This window comes from Xenophilus azovorans DSM 13620 (assembly GCF_000745855.1).
Lineage (GTDB): Bacteria > Pseudomonadota > Gammaproteobacteria > Burkholderiales > Burkholderiaceae_C > Xenophilus > Xenophilus azovorans.
Genome location: NZ_JQKD01000054.1, coordinates 13,913 through 31,012, shown reverse-complemented (window position 1 = coordinate 31,012; position 17,100 = coordinate 13,913). Strand labels below are relative to the sequence as shown.

The following is a 17,100-nucleotide window of genomic DNA, read 5'->3' as shown; positions in this document are numbered from 1 at the left end:
CGGCGCCGCATCGCCGCGCTGGTGGGCGTGGCGCCTTTGAATCGCGACTCCGGCCAGATGCGCGGGCAGCGTTGCATCTGGGGTGGGCGCGCCGATGTGCGACGAACGCTGTACATGGCCACCCTCACGGCAGTGCGGTACAACCCGGCGCTCAAGGCGTGCTACGAGCGCCTGCTGATGGCCGGCAAGCGCAAGAAGGTCGCCCTGGTCGCCTGCATGCGCAAGCTGCTGACGATGCTCAACGCCATCGCCAAACATGGCTCGATGTGGGATTCGACTATGCATTGCGCTTGACGAGCAAGACGGTTGCTCAGTCGGGCGGCAGCGGCAGCTGCATGCAGTCCGACCCGCAGGCGCCCGGTTCGGCCGGGGCCTGGGGCGCCCGCGGCGCCGGGCGGTGCAGCACCGCCCGCGTCGGCGCGATGCGCAGCGATTCGCCCTCCATCGCCGCCTGCCCGTCGACGATGAGCGAATAGTCCGAGGCGAAGGCGGGCGGCCAGACCAGGCCCACCGCGGGGCGGGCCAGCAGGTTCTCGCGGCTGCGGCGGCCGACGCCGTCGATCACCAGCACGCCGCCCTCCAGCACCGGCGTCACCGCCACCGCGTGCGGCGCGCCCTGCGCGCTGCCGGTGAGCAGGTAGGCGAAGCGGTAGCGGGCCATGACGTCCCGCAGGGTGGGCAGTTCGACGGGGATGCTCATGAGGGTGTGTCCGGGGGCGCCAGTTGCAGCGGATCGCCCGCATCTTGCGCGTAGGCCAGCGCGTAGTCCAGGGTGCTTTGCGTCTGCGCGTGCAGGAACAGCAGCGGCTCGCCCTCGGCGACGTGGTCGCCCAGCCGCACGCGCAGGTCGATGCCGGCAGCCGGGCTTTCCGGCGCGCCCGCGAGCTTCGCCAGGCGCGCGAGCCGGCGGTTGTCGATGCGCACGACGCGGCCCGCGCGGGGCGCGGGCAGGGGCCGCACGCAGCACGCGCGCGGCGGCTCGCGCAATCCGCCCTGCGCCTCGCAGATGCGCCGGAACTTGTCCCACGCGCGGCCTTCGTCGAGCGTGCGCAGCGCCAGGCGCAGGCCCTCGCCGGCCGGCGCCGCACCGCCCATCTCCAGCACCGCGCCGGCGACTTCCGCGGCGCGCAGGCGCAGGTCCGGCGGCGCGTCCGGCTCGCCGCGCAGCACTGCCAGCACGTCCCTGGCCTCCAGCGCGGGGCCGATGCCGCGGCCGACCGGCTGGCTGCCGTCGGTGAAGATGTAGCGCAGCGAAATGTCGAAATGCGCCGCCGTGGCGGCCAGCCTGCACGCGAGGAAGTGCGCGAGTTCCGGACTGCGCACCTTGGCGGTGAGGCCGACGGGGATGTCGATGAGCACGTGCGTTGCGCCGGCGGCGATCTTCTTCGACAGCACCGAGGCGATGAGCTGGCCCTCGGTGTCGATGTCCAGCTCGCGCTCGATGCGCACGAAGACGTCGTCGGCCGGCGACAGGTGCATGGCGCCGCCCCAGGCCAGGCAGCCGCCTTCCTGCTCCACCACGCGGCGCAGCGCCGGCAGGTCCAGGTCGACCGGCGCCAGCGTCTCCATGGTGTCGGCGGTGCCGGCCGGCGAGGTGATGGCGCGCGAGGAGGTCTTGGGCATCACCAGGCCGTTGGCGGCGGCGACGGCCACCACGATCGGCGTGGTGCGGTTGCCCGGCAGGCCGCCCACGCAGTGCTTGTCGACCACCACGGCGGCGTCCCACCGCAGGCGCTCGCCGGCGTTCACCATGGCCCGGGTCAGGTCGATGGTCTCCTGCTCGTCCAGCGGCAGCGTGGAGGTCGCCGTGAGGAACGCGGCCAGGTGCACGTCGGTGTAGCGCCCCTTCGCCACGTCGCCCACGATGGCGTTCATGTCGTCCAGCCCGAGGCGCTGGCCGTGGATGCGCCGGCGCACGCCCGCCAGCGAGGCGAGCAGCGGCGGGTGGCGCACCTGCACGCGGTCGCCCTCGCGCAGCCCCAGCGCCTGCCACGCGTCCTCCGACAGCGCGATCTGGTCGGGCGCCAGGCGGTCGTCGCCCTCGACCTGGTAGAGCTGCGCCGGCAGCTCGCGCCCGCCGGCCATCACCAGCACCTGCGGCCGCGAGGCCAGCCCCTCGGCCTGGCACACGGGGGAGTCCCGGCGCATGAGCACCACTGCCTGGTGCTGCGCATGCAGGCGCATGCGCACGGCGCGCAGCGTGGGCGGCTCGGTCGTGTCCATCGTGTTCATGGGACTCACAGGTTGAACACCTGGTCCTGGCGCGGCACGGCGGCCGGCCAGCCGAGTTCGCGCTCGATGCGCTCGCGCAGCGCCTCGGACGCCTCCGGCTCGCCGTGGACGATGAACACGCGCTTCGGCGGCCGCTGCAGGCCCGACAGCCAGCGCATCAGCTCGTCGGCATCGGCGTGCGCCGAGAGCATCGGCAGCTCGGCCACCTCGGCGTTCACCGGGATCCACTGGCCGTGGATGCGGGTCTCGCGCGCGCCTTCGAGCAGCTTGCGCCCGCGCGTGCCGGCGGCCTGGAAGCCGGAGAACAGCAGCGTGTTGCGATGGTCGGGCGCGAAGGCGGCGATGTGGTGCAGCACCCGGCCGCCGGTGGCCATGCCGCTGGCGGAAATGATCACCTTCGGGAAGCGGCTGGCCGACAGCGCCTTCGAGTCCTCCACCTCGCGCACGCAGGTCACGGCGCCGCAGGCGGCCTCGTAGTCCTGCGCCGGCAGCCGGTGCTCGTGCGGATGGGCGTGCAGCAGTTCGCTCGCGCTGGTGGCCATCGGGCTGTCGAGGTAGACGGGGACGTTGCGCAGCCGGCCGGCGCGGCGCAGCAGCCACAGGCTGTGGATCAGCGTCTGCACGCGGCCGACCGCGAAGGCCGGCACCACCACCGTGCCGCCGCGCTGCACGGTGCGCTCGATCACGGCGGCCAGGGCCTCCACCGGGTCGGTGCGTTCGTGGCGGCGGTTGCCGTAGGTGGACTCGATCACCACGTAGTCGGCCTCGGGCACCGGCTCCGGGTCCAGCATCACCGGATCGTCGTAGCGGCCCACGTCGCCGGAGAACACGATGCGCAGGCCGCCGGCGTCGATCTGCGCGCTGGCCGCGCCGAGGATGTGGCCGGCGCGGCGCAGCAGCAGCGTCGCACCGCCGGGCAGTGCCACCTCGCGGTGCAGCGGCGCGGGGGAGAACATCCGGATGGTGCGTTCGGCGTCGTCGATGTCGTACAGCGGCAGCGCCGGATGGTGCTTGCTGAAGCCGTGGCGGTTGGCGAAGTCGGCGTCCTTCTCCTGCAGGAAGGCGCTGTCGCGCAGGATCAGCGCCGCGACGTCGCGGGTGGCTGCGGTGGCGTGGATCCGGCCGGCGAAGCCGTCACGCGCCAGCCGCGGCAGGTAGCCGCAGTGGTCCAGGTGCCCGTGGGTGAGCACCACCGCGTCGATGCCGTGCGGCTCGACGGGCAGCGGCTCCCAGTTCAGCTCGCGCAGGTTCTTCAGGCCCTGGAACAGGCCGCAGTCGATCAGCAGGCGCGTGTCGCCGAAGCGCAGCAGGTGCTTGGAGCCGGTGACTGTGCCGGCGGCGCCGAGGCAGGTCAGTGAGGGCATGGTGTCCTTGTTCTTCATTCAGTTGCCCTTGGCGCCGCGCGCCATCCGCATCGCATGAAACGGCTGGCAGGCAGCAGGACCGAAGGCCGCGGAGCAGGCCGGGCGGGAACATCCGCGGAGCCGGCTTTGCCGGGCCGCAGGATGTGCCCCCTTGAGGGGGTTGGCGAAGCGGAACGAAGTCCGCGAAGACTGGGGGTGGGTCATTTCAAGTCGGCGCAGGCGCCGCGGCCGTCGAGGGCGGCCTGCTCGGCGGGCCGCAGCAGCGCATCGCGCGGGCAGCCGGTCAGCGCCGCCGCGGCGTCCACCGCATGCGCCCAGGTGCAGCGGTTGGCGAACAGCATGCCGGCCACGTCCAGCGTGCCGCCGCGGCTGATGTAGCCCAGCGCGCGGGTGTGCGCCGGGCCGCCGTCGATGCGGCGCAGCACACCGAGCATGGGCTCCGGCCGGGTGTGGCAGAGCAGCACGCGCGGCAGGCCGGGCGGGAACAGCGCGTGCAGCGCCGCGTCGTCCAGCACGAAGGCGGCTTCCAGCTCGTCGCGCGGGATGCGCAGGCGGCCCGGCTCGACGACCGCCGTGACGCAGGCGGCGCGGCCTTCGCGGGCCAGGCGGCGCTGCGCCTTGAGTGCCTCTTCGAGCTGGTAGGCGCCGATGGCGACGAACTGCACCTCGGCCGCCGCCGGGTCGCCCGCGGCATGCGCCGCGCCGCGCTCGGCCAGCGCCTCGGCCGCGGCGGGGTCGAAGCGCCGGGTCGTGTCGCGCTTGGAGACGACAAGGCAGGCCACCTGGCCGCGCCCGGCGTACACGTTGCGCAGGGCGGCCACGGCGGTGTTGCCGTCCACCGGGAACAGCACGCGCGCGGTGTCCGACATCTCGCCCAGCAGCGCCTCGCCGATGGTCGGGTCCTGGTGCGACTGCTCGTTCTTGCTGTTCTCCCAGGTGTGGGAGGTGACGATCAGCGGCACGGCCAGCCAGCCCGGCGCCCGGCCCAGCTCCTTCTGGTGGCGCGCGAAGATGATCTCCTGGCGCAGCAGGCCCAGCATCTTCACCGCGAAGGCCTCGTAGCTCACGATCAGGTTGAGCCCGCCCTTGTTGCCCAGCGCGGCGGCGGCCACGGCCTCCTCGTTGAGCGCGGTGACGACGGCGCCCAGCAGCGACTCGGGCACGCCCGGCTCGGGCGCGTTGACGCGGTGGCGCAGGCGCTCGAGCGTGCCGCCCATCTTGTTGCTGGCCAGCTCGTCCGGGTTGCCCACGCGCACGCGCAGCCGCGGGTTGGCCTCGATCAGCTCGACGAACCAGCGGTCCAGCGCGGCCATGGCGCTGCCCTGGCTGCCCTCGTCCTCCCACTGCGGCGCCGGCAGATGCAGGGCTTCGGGATGCCGGTGCGCGAACGGGTGGCCGCTCTCGCGCGGGCGCTGCTGGCGGGCGTGGGTGTCCAGCGCCGCGAGGGCGGCGTCCAACTCGGCGGGCGGTACGAAGAGTGCGCGGGTGCCGGCGTTGAACTGCGCGCGGGCCGCCGAGTCGGTGTGCGGGTTGCCGGCCAGCGGCAGGTTGTTCGCGGCGTTGGTGCCCGCGCCGGCGAAGCCGAAGCCCTTCTCGGTCTCGGCGATCACGTAGGGCAGGCGCGCCGGGTAGCGGCGCTGCGGGTCGGCGGCGAAGGCGCGCAGCGCGTCCTCGGCCTCGACGATGGCGCAGGCGATGGCGGCCGGGTCGCGCCCGTCCACGACCACCGGCGCGAAGCCGTTGTGGCGCAGGTCCTCGGCCAGCCAGCCCGCGCCGCCTTCCTGCACGATCTGCGTGCGCTGCTCGATGCGCCGGCCGTTGAGGATCATCACCGGCACCGCGAAGCCGCAGTCCTCGGCGCGCCACCAGCGCGGCGCCCAGTCGCTGCCGCGCTGCTCCTCGAAGGCGCCGTCGCTCAGGAAAGCCACCAGGCTCTCGCCCGGCAGCGGCATGTGGACGTATTCCAGCCCCGCGAAGCCCAGGTAGCCGCCCTCGGACACCGCGCCCGCGGTGTTCGGCCCGGCGTGGCTGCCCAGCGGCACGGCCGGCCGGCCGTGGGCGTCGATGGCATAGGAATAGAAGTCCGCGGCGAGCTGCGACAACCCGGCCTCGCCGCGGCCGTAGCGGCCGCGCTGGGTGTCGGACAGGTCGCCGGTCAGCGCGTTGACCGCCTCGATGGCCGCGACGCAGTGGCCCTGGCCCATCAGCCAGCCGCGGGTGTTGCCGGTCAGCGCGTTGGCCAGCAGGTAGCCGACGAAGGCCGGCACCATGTTCAGCGAGCCGCCGGTGTGGCCCTCGGGCGTCGGCTTGAAGTCGTCCGCCGCCAGCGCCGCGCCGGAGAGGTCGACGCGCCGCGCGTAGGTCATGTGCACGACCACGCTCATCGCCGCGCAGGCCAGGCGGTCGGCGGCGGCCAGCAGGGCCTGGCCCTCGGCGGCGCCGGCGAGCCGGCCGTCGGCCGTTAGCCGGGAGAGCAGCGCCTGCACGCGCGCCACGGTGCCGCTGCGGTGGGCGATGGGGCCGTGGCCCTGGCGCCAGTCGGGCGAGAGGAGGGGGCTCATGCGGTTCCTTTCATGTGGGGACCGGCGGGCGGGTCCTGCACGCCGCGCAGCAGCGCGTCGGCGGCCAGCGGCGCCAGGCCGATGCCATTGCTGCGATGCGGCACCGTGTCGGTGGAGATGATGCGCGCGAAGTGCGGCGCGAGCTGCGCCCAGGCATCCTGCGCGAAGAGCGCGTGCACCACCACGCATTCGGCCGGCGGCAGGCCCTGCGCGGCCAGTTGCTGCGCGGCCGCCGCCAGCGTGCGGCCGGAGGAGGCGATGTCGTCCACCAGCACCGGCGTGCGTTCGCGCCAGGCCGACAGGTCGGGTGCGGCGACGTCCACGCTGCGGTCGCCGTGGCGGGTCTTGCGCAGCACGGCATGCGGCGCGCCGATGCGCCGGGCGATGGCGCCGGCCCATTGCTCGCTCTCCTCGTCGGGGCCGACGATCAGCGGCGCGCGCACGTGCGCCGCGATCCAGTCCGCCAGCAGCGGCGCGGCGTGCAGCGTGGCGGTGGGCACGGTGTACAGGCCCTGCAGCGCCGGGTGCCGGTGCAGGTGCGGATCGACCGTGACCACGCGGTCGAAGGTGCAGGACACCAGCCGGGCGAAGGTGCGCGAGCTGACGCTCTCGCCGTCCAGGAAGCGCCGGTCCTGCCGCATGTAGGCGAGGTAGGGGGCCACCAGGTTCACCTCGGCCGCGCCCAGGTCGCGCGCGGCGTCGGCGGCGAAGGCCAGGCGCAGGAAGCCCGCGTCCGGGTCCGCCAGCGTGCACACCAGGTCGACCGCGCGGCCGGCGGGGTCGGCGAGGAGGCGCACGTAGCTCTCGCCGTCGGGGAAGCGGCGGGTCTCCAGCCGGCCGAGTTCGGCGCCTGCTGCCTCGGCCAGGCGGGCGGCGAAGCCCTCGTTGCCGGGCAGGGGGAGCACCAGCCTAGGCACTGACGCCGCCTTCTGGCGCGTCCGTCGTGCTGGGGCGCACGAGCATGACGGGTACCGGCGCGGTGCGCGCGACCTGCTCGGCGTCGCTGCCCAGCATCCAGCGGTGCATGCCCCGGCGGCCGTGCGTGCCCAGGACGATGACGTCGGCGCCGATCTCGGCGGCCTGCTGCACGATGAGCTCGGAGGCGCGCCGGCCTTCGCTCTCCAGCAGCAGGGTGTCGGTGGCGACGCCCGCCTTCTCCATCTCCTGCCGGGCCTCGTCCAGCAGCGCCTGGCCGGCCTGCAGGAAGCGGGGCCGGACCTCGTCGATGTAGACCTGCGGCCGTTCGAAGCCGTTGCTGTGCCGGAGCTCGTCGATGACGTGCAGCAGGGTGACGCGGGCGCCGCTCAGGCGCGCCAGCGTCTGCGCATGCGCCAGGGCGAGGCGGGAAGTGGCGCTGCCGTCGAGCGGCACGAGCAGGCGTGAGTACATGGCGTTTCTCCTTGCAGGGTCGGTGTCCGTCGAAGATGTCAGGCCATCTGCGCGATGGTCCTGCGAAAGCGCCGCAGCGACAGCGCGAACAGCACGGCGCCGATGAGCAGCAGCGCCGCGAACTGCGGCCACACCACGTCCAGGCCGGCGCCGCGGAACAGGATGGCCTGCCCGAGCTGGACGAAGTGCGTGGTCGGCGCCGCCAGCATGAGGTCCTGCACCGGCCCGGGCATGCTCTCGCGCGGCGTGCTCCCGCCCGAGAGCATCTGCAGCGGCATGATGGTCAGCATCATCAGCATGCCGAACTGCGGCATGTTGCGCGCCACCGTCGCCATGAAGATGCCCATGGACGTGGTCGCGAACAGGCACAGCGCCGCGCCGGCGAAGAACAGCGGCAGCGAGCCGGCCACCGGCACGTGCAGCAGCCCGCGCACGACGAGGGCGATCGACACCCAGGCCGCCAGCAGCACCACCGCGCCCATGGACCAGACCTTGGCGAGCATGATCTGCGCCGGCGTGACGGGCATGACCAGCAGGTGCTCCACCGTGCCGTGCTCGCGCTCGCGGATCAGGGCCGCGCCGGTGAGGATGATGGACAGCATGGCGATGTAGTTGATGACCTGCACCAGGCTGCCGAACCACGAGGGCTCCAGCGCCGGGTTGAAGCGCGCGCGCAGGGCCAGGTCGACCGGCGCCGCGGCGCTGGCGCGGTGGCGCTGCGCGAACTCGCCGACCTCGCCCATGACGATCTGCTGCACGTAGCCGCTGCCGACGAAGGCCTGGCTCATGCGCGTGGCGTCCACGTTGAGCTGGATCTGCGGCGAGCGGCCGGCCAGCAAGTCGCGCTGGAAGTGGCGCGGGATCACCATCACGAAGGTGTAGAGGCCCTGGTCCATGCCGGGGTCCATCTGCGGCCAGTCGATCAGGTGCGGCGGGGCGAACTGCGGCGGGTACAGCGCCGAGGCGATGCGCTGCGACAGCGGCGAGCGGTCCTCGTCGACGATGGCGATGGGCGCGTTGTGCAGCGTCTCGGGCATGGCCGTGGCGGCCGTGTAGACGCCCACGGTGAACACGTAGGCGATGAGCACCAGCATCGTCGGGTCGCGCCACAGGCTCCACAGCTCCTTGATGCCGAGGCGGCAGGTGTTGGCCAGGAAGCGGCGCATCGTTCACCGCTCCTGCTTGCGCAGCAGTGCGATGGCGGCGCCCACGATCAGCGGCACGGCGACCAGCATGGGCACCAGCGACGCGCCCAGGTCGCCGAAGTGCAGCGCCTTGTTGAACACGCCGCGGCTGACGTCGATCATGTGCGTGGCCGGGTACACCTCGCCCAGCAGCCGCGCGCCGCCCTGCAGCGAGGAGACCGGATCGGTCACCCCCGAGAACTGCACGGTGGGGATCATCGTGCCGATCATCGCGAAGAACATGGCCGCGATCTGGCTCCGGGTGATGCTCGAGGCCAGCAGGCCCATGCCGGTGGCGCAGAAGCTGAAGACCAGCGCGGCCAGCAGCAACGTGGCGAAGCTGCCCTTGACCGGTACCCCGAAGACGGTCACCGACAGCAGCGTCATCAGCAGGAAGTTGAGCAGGGCCAGCGCCACGTAGGGGAGCTGCTTGCCCAGCAGGAATTCCGTGCGCGTGACGGGCGTGACGTACAGGTTGATGATGGAGCCGGTCTCCTTCTCGCGCACCACGGCCAGCGCCGTCAGCATGGCCGGCAGCATCAGCAGCAGCATGGGCACCACGGCGGGCACCATGGCGGGCAGGCTCTTCACGTCGGGGTTGTAGCGAAAGCGCGTCTCGATGCCGGCCAGCCCCGCCGCCGCGCCGCCCGTGCGCGCGGCCGCCTGCTCCGCCAGCCAGTGCTGGTGGATGCCCTGCACGTAGCCCTTCACCGTCTCGGCCCGCTGCGGCATGGCGCCGTCGATCCAGGCGCCGATCTCCACCGGGCGGCCGCGCAGCACGTCGCGGCCGAAACCGGGCGGGATCTCCAGCGCCAGGTTCAGTTCGTCGCTGGTCATGCGGCGGTCCAGCTCCGCGTAGTCGGCGATCGGCGGGCGCTCGACGAAGTAGCGCGAGCCGGCCAGGCTCAGCGTGTAGCTTTGGCTCAGGGTGGACTGGTCGCGGTCGAGCACCGCGTAGCGCAGGTCGTCCACGTCCATGCTGATGCCGAAGCCCATCACGAACATCAGGATGGCCGAGCCGGCCAGCGCGAGCGTTGCGCGCACGGGGTCGCGCCGCAGCTCCAGCGACTCGCGCCACAGGTAGCTGAAGAGGCGCTGCAGGCTGAAGCGGCGCGCGCGGGCGGGGGCGGGCGCCGCGCCCGCCGGGACCGATGCCGGACCGGCGGCCGGCGCGCCGCCGCCGGCCTCGACCAGGTAGCCGATGAACGCCTCCTCCAGCGTCTTCGCGCCGCGCCGGGCGACCAGCGCCGCGGGGGCATCGCTGTCGAGCACCCGGCCGGCGTGCATCATCGACATGCGGTCGCAGCGCTCGGCCTCGTTCATGAAGTGGGTCGAGATGAAGATCGTGACCCTGTCGCGGCGCGACAGCTCGACCAGCAGCCGCCAGAAGGCGTCGCGCGCGACCGGGTCCACGCCCGAGGTCGGCTCGTCCAGGATCAGCAGCTCCGGCTTGTGCACCATGGCCACCGCCAGCGACAGGCGCTGGCGCATGCCCAGCGGCAGGCGCTCGGGCAGGCTGCCCTGCACCTCGGCCAGGCCGAAGCGCTGCTCCATCTCGGCCACGCGCCGGGGAATTTCCGCTGCGGGCACCTGGAACAGGCGCGCGTGCAGTTCCAGGTTCTGCCGCACCGTCAGCTCGCCGTACAGCGAGAAGGCCTGCGACATGTAGCCCACGCGGCGGCGGGTCTCGATGTCCCGCGGATCGATCTCGTGGCCGAACAGCCAGGCCCGGCCCTCGCTGGCCTCCAGCAGCCCGGTGAGCATCTTCATCGTCGTGGTCTTGCCGCAGCCGTTGGAGCCGAGGAAGCCGAAGATCTCGCCGCGCCGGATGCGGAAGGAGACGTGGTCCACCGCGACGAAGTCGCCGAAGCGCATGGTCAGGCCCTGCGCCTCGATGGCGATGTCGTCCTCCGAGGCCTGCAGGGGCGGGATCTCGACCGGCGCGTGGCCGCGCTTCTTCTCATCGGGCAGCAGGGCGATGAAGGCCGCCTCCAGCGAATCGCAGCCGGTGCGCGACAGCAGCTCGGCCGGCGTGCCGGTGGCCAGCACCTGCCCGCCGTCCATCGCCACCAGCCAGTCGAAGCGCCGGGCCTCGTCCATGTAGGCGGTGGCAACGATCACGCTCATGCCGGGCCGCCCGTCGCGGATGCGCGCGATCAGCTCCCAGAACTGCGCGCGGGCCAGCGGGTCGACGCCGGTGGTCGGCTCGTCCAACACCAGCAGGTCGGGGTCGTGGATCAGCGCGCAGCACAGGCCGAGCTTCTGCTTCATGCCGCCCGAGAGCTTGCCGGCCGGCCGGGCGAGGAAGCCGCGCAGGCCCGTGGCGTCCGTCAGGGCGTCGATGCGCCGGCGCCGCTCGGCGGCGTCGTGGCCGAACAGGCGCGCGAAGAACTGCAGATTCTCCTCCACCGACAGCGTGGGGTAGAGGTTGCGGCCCAGCCCCTGGGGCATGTAGGCGATGCGCGGGCAGGCCGCGTCCCGGTGCCGCCGGCTGGCCATGCTGCCGCCCAGCACATGGACGCTGCCCTCCTGCACGGCGCGGGCGCCGGCCACCAGCGACAGCAGGCTGGACTTGCCCACGCCGTCCGGCCCGATCAGCCCCACCATGCGGCCGGACGGGATGTCCAGCGTGATGCCCGCCAGCGCCTGCGACTTCCCGTAGCGCAGCCGCACCTGCGCCAGGCGGACCACCGCCTCGGGAGAGCGCGGTGCCGGCTGCGTCATTGCGGGACCCGCAGCGCCAGGCGGGCAGGCCATTCGCGCGAGGGATCGAGCCGCACCCAGGCCTCGCCGGGCAGGCCGGTCTTGACGTGCTCGAGATGCTTGCGCAGCAGCTCGCGGTCGATCTGCGCGCGCACGCGGAACATCAGCTTCTGGCGCTCGCTGGCGGTCTCGACCGTCTTGGGCGTGAACTGCGCGGCGCTGGCGATGAAGGAGATGCGCGCCGGGATGACGTAGTCGGGCGCGGCGTCCAGCACGATGCGCGCCTCGGCACCCAGCGCCAGCCGGCCGGCCGCCTCGGTGGGCAGGAAGAAGGTCATGTAGACGTCCGACAGGTCGATCAGGTTCAGCACCCGGCCGCCCGCGGCCAGCACCTCGCCGGGCTGCGCCACGCGGAACTGCACGCGGCCGTCGCGCGGCGCCTTGAGCTGGCTGTCGTCGATCTCGGCCTGGATGCGCTCCAGGGTCGCCTCGACCGCCTCCACCTGCGACTGCGCACTGACCACCTGCGCCTGCGCCGCGGTGATGGCCGCGTCGGCCGAGGCGGCCTGCGCCCGTGCCGCGGCGAGCGCCGCCTCGGCGCCGAAGGCATGGGCGCGGTCGTCGTCGAGGGTCTGCAGGGCGGTGGCGCCCGCCTTGGCGAGGGTCTCGGAGCGCGCCAGCCGGCGCCGGGCGGCGTCCAGGTCGGCCTCGGCCCGGCGCACCTGCGCCGTGAGGGCCGCCTTGTCGCTGCGGCGCATCGCCGTCTGCGCCTGGGCGCTGGCCACGGCGTTGACGGCCTGGAGGCGCTGGGCCCGGGCCTCGCGCAACTGCGCCTCCAGCGTCTGCACCTGCATGGCGGCCAGCACCTGGCCGGCCTTCACGAAGGCGCCTTCATCGACCAGGATGTTGTCGACCCGGCCGGCCAGCTTGGTGGCGACGTCGATCTCGGTCGCCTCGATCCGGCCGTTGCTGTTAAGGAAGGCGCCGTCGTTCCCGTTGGCGACATGCCGCTGCCACGCATACCACCCGGCGGCGGCCAGCGCGAGGAGGGCGAGGGCGGCGACGAGCCTGCTCTTGGGGGGGGTGGTCATGAGGACGCGATGGGCGATGGATGCTCCGGATGAAGGAGATCGTCGCGGATTGCGTCCGGCGCGAATTGACGTGTGTCAATTGCAGGCCATTGACCTGGACGTGCGGCTGCCGGCAGGCGTGCCGGTGGTGACGGAGGGGGAGGTGCGCCTTGGGCGCGGGGAGCGAGGCCGTGGCCTCAGGCTCTCATGGGAGCGATGCTGGAGCGGGTGAAGGGAATCGAACCCTCGTATGAAGCTTGGGAAGCTGCCGTTCTGCCATTGAACTACACCCGCAGCGGCGCGGATTCTAGCGGCTTGGCCGGCGCGTCCGCTCAGCGCAGGAACACCCGCTGCATGAAGTGCTCGATCGGCACCTGCAGCGCGTTTTCCACGCGCGGCGGCAGGTCAAGCGGGCGCATCAGCATCTTCAGCGTGGAGCCCGGGTGGAGGTTGCGGCTGACGACGCGGCTGACGCGGCTGCCCAGGGCGCGCAGCCAGGCGCGGTCGGCCGCCTGCGCGGGGTGGCGGGTGCGGGCGATGTGCCGCAGCGCGCAGTCGGCGTCCTCGCTCTTGAGTTCCCAGGTGCGCCGCGCCACGGTGCCGAACACGCGCGCGCGGCCCACCCGCTCCTGGTCGCGGTAGCGGCGGAAGTAGCGGTAGAAGTGCTTGTAGTGGCTGACCTCGTCGGCCGCGATGCGCGAGGCCAGGTCGACGAACACGGGCTCGGTGGTGGCGCGGGCCAGGGCACGGTAGTAGGTGGCGGTGCCGGTCTCGACCACGCAGCGCGCCGACATCTCCAGGGCGCGGCTGGGCGCCAGCAGCTCGACCTTGCAGTAGGTGGCGTACTCCTCCAGGAAGCTGCGGTACGCCGGCTCCCAGTCGAACTCGGGCCAGGCGTGCTCCACGTAGGCGCGCAGGGCGCGGCCGTGCTGCAGTTCCTCGGGCTCCCAGTGCTCGCGCAGCCACTGTGTCACTTCCTCGTCGCCCTCGAAGTAGTCGATCAGGTTGCGGGTGTACAGGTCCGAGCCGCTCTCGATGAACGAGGCCGAGCAGGCCAGGTAGAACAGCGTCTCGTCCTCGCGCACCACGTCCAGCGCGATGCGCGAGAAGTCCAGGTCGTCGATGGTCCAGTGCGCGGCCGCGGTGGCGGTCATGCCAGCTCCTTTTCTTGTCGTGTGCGATGGTGCAGTGCGGCACCCCGAGGCCATTCTGCAAGTCCTGCACGCCTTCGAGAAGGCGGCGGTAACCTGTGCTAACGCTTTCGGCTCCCCTTTGCATGCCTGCCGCCACGGATTCCCGCCCGCCCGCGCTGTTCGTCGGCCTGTTCCCGGACGGCAAGGCCCTGCAGGCCGTCGAGGCGCACCGCGCCGCCTGGTGGTGGACCCGGCCCGCTGCGAAGCGGCAGCCGCGGGCGCACCGCCTGCACCTGACGCTGGCGCACCTCGGGCCGCGGGACGATTCGGCGATCGACGGCCTGCGCGGCGCGCTGCAAAGCGTGCGGATGGAGCCCTTCGACCTACACCTGGACCGCGCGGAAGTCTGGACGCGCAACGGCGTGGCCGTGCTGCGGCCCGCGCCGTCCGAGGCGCTGGCGCGGCTGCACCGCCGCATCGCGGCGGCGCTGGGCCTCGCCGCATCGGCCGGCTGGCAGCCGCACCTGACGCTGGCGCGCGACGCCTGGGAATCGGCCGCGCCGCCGGTGGACCCGCCCATCGCCTGGCCGGTGCGCGAGTTCGTGCTGGTGCGCTCCTGGCTGCCACCGCATCCGGCATGGCACGAGGTGCTGCTGCGCTGCCCGCTGGACGGGCCCTGACGCCGCCCGCCGCCTATAATCGAATGTTCAATCGAATCAAGCGGTTAGCGCCCCAGCCGGCGCCCGTCCGACGCCCCGGGGCCAGGCCAGCGAGCGCCTCCAGAACGGACCCGGCGGCCGGCGTCCCGCCTCCTTCTCCTGCCCTCATGAGCCAGCCCACGTTCACGGTCGCGGACATCCGCAAGACCTTCCTCGATTTCTTCGAATCCAAGGGCCACACGGTCGTGGCGTCGAGCCCGCTGGTGCCGGGCAACGACCCGACGCTGATGTTCACCAACTCGGGCATGGTGCAGTTCAAGGACGTGTTCCTCGGCACCGACAAGCGGCCCTACGTGCGCGCCGCCTCGGTGCAGGCCTGCCTGCGCGCCGGCGGCAAGCACAACGACCTGGAGAACGTGGGCTACACCGCGCGGCACCACACCTTCTTCGAGATGCTGGGCAACTGGAGCTTCGGCGACTACTTCAAGCGCGAGTCGATCACCTGGGGCTGGGAGCTGCTGACGAAGGTGTACGGGCTGCCGGCCGAGAAGCTGCTGGCCACCGTCTACCACGAGGACGACGAGGCCTACGACATCTGGACCCAGGAGATCGGCCTGCCGCCCGAGCGCGTCATCCGCATCGGCGACAACAAGGGCGGCAAGTACAAGTCCGACAACTTCTGGATGATGGCCGACACCGGCCCCTGCGGCCCCTGCTCGGAGATCTTCTACGACCACGGCCCGCACATCCCCGGCGGCCCGCCGGGCAGCCCCGACGAGGACGGCGATCGCTTCATCGAGATCTGGAACCACGTGTTCATGCAGTTCGACATGAAGGAGGACGGCAGCGTGGTCAGGCTGCCCGCGCCCTGCGTCGACACCGGCATGGGCCTGGAGCGCCTGGCGGCGATCCTGCAGCACGTGCACAGCAACTACGAGATCGATCTGTTCGACGCGTTGATCAAGGCCGCAGCACGTGAAGTGTGGGGCGAGACCGGCTGCGCCGACCTGGTGAACCCCTCGCTCAAGGTGATCGCCGACCACATCCGCGCCACCTCCTTCCTGGTCAGCGACGGCGTGATCCCGAGCAACGAGGGCCGCGGCTATGTGCAGCGGCGCATCATCCGCCGCGCGATCCGCCACGGCTACAAGCTGGGCCGCAAGAAGCCCTTCTTCCACAAGCTGGTGCCCGACCTGGTGGCGCTGATGGGCGCGGCCTACCCGAAGCTGCAGGCCGAGGCGAAGCATATCGCCGACACGCTCAAGGCCGAGGAGGAGCGCTTCTACGAGACGCTGGCCAACGGCATGGAGATCCTCGACGCCGCGCTGGACGGCGGCAAGGCCACGCTGCCCGGCGACGTCGCCTTCAAGCTGCACGACACCTACGGCTTCCCGCTCGACCTGACGCAGGACGTGTGCCGCGAGCGCGGCGTGACGGTGGACGAGGCCGGCTTCGATGCCGCGATGGAGAAGCAGAAGGCCGCCGGCCGCGCAGCCGGCAAGTTCAAGATGGAGCGTGCCGTCGAGTACGGCGGAGGCGCCAGCGTCTTCACCGGCTACGAGCACCTGGAGGAGGCGGCGAAGGTCGTCGCGCTCTACCACGAGGGCGCCGCGGTCGATGCGCTGGCCGAAGGCCAGTCCGGCATCGTCGTGCTCGACACCACGCCCTTCTATGCCGAGAGCGGCGGCCAGGTGGGCGACCAGGGCGTGATCTGCGCCGAGGGCGTCGCCTTCGGCGTGGAGGACACCCAGAAGATCAAGGCCGACGTGCACGGCCACCACGGCACGATGCAGCAGGGCACGCTCAAGGTGGGCGATGCGGTGAAGGCCGCGGTGGACGGCGAGCGCCGCGCCGCGACCATGCGCAACCACTCCGTCACGCACCTGATGCACAAGGCGCTGCGCGAGGTGCTGGGCGGCCACGTGCAGCAGAAGGGCTCGCTGGTCGATGCCGACAAGACGCGCTTCGACTTCGCGCACAACGCGCCCGTCACGCCGGCGCAGATCACCGAGATCGAGCAGCGCGTGAATGCCGAGATCCTGGCCAACGCGCCCACCCAGGCGCGCGTGATGTCCATGGACGACGCGCAGAAGACCGGCGCCATGATGCTCTTCGGCGAGAAGTACGGCGACACCGTGCGCGTGCTCGACATCGGCAGCAGCCGCGAGCTGTGCGGCGGCACGCACGTGCAGCGCACCGGCGACATCGGCCTCTTCAAGATCGTGAGTGAGGGCGGCGTGGCCGCGGGCGTGCGCCGCGTCGAGGCCATCACCGGCGCCAACGCGCTGGCCTACGTGCAGGGCCTGGAGGCCACCGTCCACAGCGTGGCCGCCACGCTCAAGGCGCCCTCAGCCGAGCTGCAGCCGCGCCTGGCGCAGGTGCTGGAGCAGGTGCGCGCGCTCGAGAAGGAGATCGGCGCGCTCAAGGGCCGGCTCGCTTCCAGCCAGGGCGACGAGCTGGTGGCGCAGGCGGTCGACGTCAATGGCATCAAGGTGCTGGCGGCGAAGCTGGAAGGCGCCGATGCGAAGACGCTGCGCGAGACGATGGACAAGCTCAAGGACAAGCTCAAGAGCGCCGTCATCGTGCTGGCGGCGGTCGACGGTGCCAAGGTGCAGATCGCGGCCGGCGTCACGGCCGACCACACCGCGAAGATCAAGGCCGGCGAGCTGGTGAACTTCGTCGCCCAGCAGGTGGGCGGCAAGGGCGGCGGCAAGCCCGACATGGCGATGGCCGGCGGCACCGACGCGGCCGGCCTGCCGAAGGCCCTGGCCTCGGTGCAGGCCTGGGTGGCCGAGCGGGCCTGAT

General features: G+C 72.4%; 13 protein-coding genes and 1 tRNA gene. 3 read left to right on the top strand and 11 right to left on the bottom strand.

Features of this window, described 5'->3' with window-relative positions; genetic code table 11:
* Positions 1-294: transposase (locus tag Q392_RS22315; RefSeq protein WP_038212618.1), on the top strand; the 294-nt coding region annotated here is incomplete at its 5' end.
* Between the two features lie 16 nt (positions 295-310).
* Here the strand turns inward: Q392_RS22315 and Q392_RS22310 are convergent.
* The 11 genes from Q392_RS22310 to Q392_RS22260 all read right to left on the bottom strand — a co-directional run bounded on the left by Q392_RS22310 (position 311) and on the right by Q392_RS22260 (position 13,657).
* Positions 311-700: a pyridoxamine 5'-phosphate oxidase family protein gene (locus Q392_RS22310; protein ID WP_038212612.1), complete on the bottom strand. Its 390-nt coding sequence runs from the start codon at positions 698-700 to the stop codon at positions 311-313.
* Positions 697-2,232, bottom strand: coding sequence for a thymidine phosphorylase family protein (locus Q392_RS22305; protein ID WP_038212608.1), 1,536 nt, complete (start codon positions 2,230-2,232; stop codon positions 697-699). The genes Q392_RS22310 and Q392_RS22305 overlap by 4 nt, the downstream gene beginning before the upstream one ends.
* A 5-nt stretch (positions 2,233-2,237) precedes the next feature.
* Positions 2,238-3,596 (bottom strand): MBL fold metallo-hydrolase RNA specificity domain-containing protein, encoded by a 1,359-nt coding sequence (locus Q392_RS22300; protein WP_038212652.1) that lies wholly within the window; start codon positions 3,594-3,596, stop codon positions 2,238-2,240.
* 200 nt (positions 3,597-3,796) lie between these two features.
* On the bottom strand, positions 3,797-6,157 hold the full coding sequence (locus Q392_RS22295; RefSeq protein ID WP_038212603.1) for a phosphoketolase family protein: 2,361 nt from the start codon (positions 6,155-6,157) through the stop codon (positions 3,797-3,799).
* A complete protein-coding gene (locus Q392_RS22290; protein ID WP_038212599.1) occupies positions 6,154-7,074 on the bottom strand; it encodes a ribose-phosphate pyrophosphokinase in 921 nt (306 codons plus the stop codon). The genes Q392_RS22295 and Q392_RS22290 overlap by 4 nt, the downstream gene beginning before the upstream one ends.
* Complete coding sequence (locus Q392_RS22285) at positions 7,067-7,546, bottom strand: universal stress protein (RefSeq protein ID WP_038212594.1); 480 nt, start codon at positions 7,544-7,546, stop codon at positions 7,067-7,069. The genes Q392_RS22290 and Q392_RS22285 overlap by 8 nt, the downstream gene beginning before the upstream one ends.
* Positions 7,547-7,584: 38 nt before the next feature.
* Complete coding sequence (locus Q392_RS22280; RefSeq protein ID WP_038212586.1) at positions 7,585-8,712, bottom strand: ABC transporter permease; 1,128 nt, start codon at positions 8,710-8,712, stop codon at positions 7,585-7,587.
* 3 nt (positions 8,713-8,715) lie between these two features.
* Positions 8,716-11,454 (bottom strand): ribosome-associated ATPase/putative transporter RbbA, encoded by a 2,739-nt coding sequence (gene rbbA, locus Q392_RS22275; RefSeq protein ID WP_038212581.1) that lies wholly within the window; start codon positions 11,452-11,454, stop codon positions 8,716-8,718.
* Complete coding sequence (locus Q392_RS22270; protein ID WP_038212578.1) at positions 11,451-12,524, bottom strand: HlyD family secretion protein; 1,074 nt, start codon at positions 12,522-12,524, stop codon at positions 11,451-11,453. Before Q392_RS22270 ends, rbbA begins: the two co-directional genes overlap by 4 nt.
* Before the next feature lie 199 nt (positions 12,525-12,723).
* Positions 12,724-12,797 (bottom strand) — tRNA-Gly (locus tag Q392_RS22265).
* A 38-nt stretch (positions 12,798-12,835) separates the two neighbouring features.
* Positions 12,836-13,657 (bottom strand): ferritin-like domain-containing protein, encoded by an 822-nt coding sequence (locus Q392_RS22260; RefSeq protein ID WP_038212565.1) that lies wholly within the window; start codon positions 13,655-13,657, stop codon positions 12,836-12,838.
* Between the two features lie 122 nt (positions 13,658-13,779).
* Between Q392_RS22260 and Q392_RS22255 the strand changes: the two genes are divergently transcribed.
* Both Q392_RS22255 and alaS read left to right on the top strand, forming a co-directional pair.
* Positions 13,780-14,316 (top strand): 2'-5' RNA ligase family protein, encoded by a 537-nt coding sequence (locus Q392_RS22255; RefSeq protein WP_038212562.1) that lies wholly within the window; start codon positions 13,780-13,782, stop codon positions 14,314-14,316.
* A gap of 146 nt (positions 14,317-14,462) precedes the next feature.
* On the top strand, positions 14,463-17,099 hold the full coding sequence (alaS, locus tag Q392_RS22250; protein WP_038212559.1) for an alanine--tRNA ligase: 2,637 nt from the start codon (positions 14,463-14,465) through the stop codon (positions 17,097-17,099).
* The last annotated feature ends 1 nt before the right edge of the window (position 17,100 follow it).

Bases quoted from the DNA above. Each gene is read 5' to 3' on its own strand.
- alaS (WP_038212559.1), top strand. From the start codon at position 14,463: ATGAGCCAGCCCACGTTCACGGTCGCGGACATCCGCAAGACCTTCCTC.
- Q392_RS22280 (WP_038212586.1), bottom strand. From the start codon at position 8,712: ATGCGCCGCTTCCTGGCCAACACCTGCCGCCTCGGCATCAAGGAGCTG.
- Q392_RS22295 (WP_038212603.1), bottom strand. From the start codon at position 6,157: ATGAGCCCCCTCCTCTCGCCCGACTGGCGCCAGGGCCACGGCCCCATC.
- Q392_RS22270 (WP_038212578.1), bottom strand. From the start codon at position 12,524: ATGACCACCCCCCCCAAGAGCAGGCTCGTCGCCGCCCTCGCCCTCCTC.
- rbbA (WP_038212581.1), bottom strand. From the start codon at position 11,454: ATGACGCAGCCGGCACCGCGCTCTCCCGAGGCGGTGGTCCGCCTGGCG.
- Q392_RS22285 (WP_038212594.1), bottom strand. From the start codon at position 7,546: ATGTACTCACGCCTGCTCGTGCCGCTCGACGGCAGCGCCACTTCCCGC.
- Q392_RS22310 (WP_038212612.1), bottom strand. From the start codon at position 700: ATGAGCATCCCCGTCGAACTGCCCACCCTGCGGGACGTCATGGCCCGC.
- Q392_RS22305 (WP_038212608.1), bottom strand. From the start codon at position 2,232: ATGAACACGATGGACACGACCGAGCCGCCCACGCTGCGCGCCGTGCGC.
- Q392_RS22260 (WP_038212565.1), bottom strand. From the start codon at position 13,657: ATGACCGCCACCGCGGCCGCGCACTGGACCATCGACGACCTGGACTTC.
- Q392_RS22255 (WP_038212562.1), top strand. From the start codon at position 13,780: ATGCCTGCCGCCACGGATTCCCGCCCGCCCGCGCTGTTCGTCGGCCTG.
- Q392_RS22300 (WP_038212652.1), bottom strand. From the start codon at position 3,596: ATGCCCTCACTGACCTGCCTCGGCGCCGCCGGCACAGTCACCGGCTCC.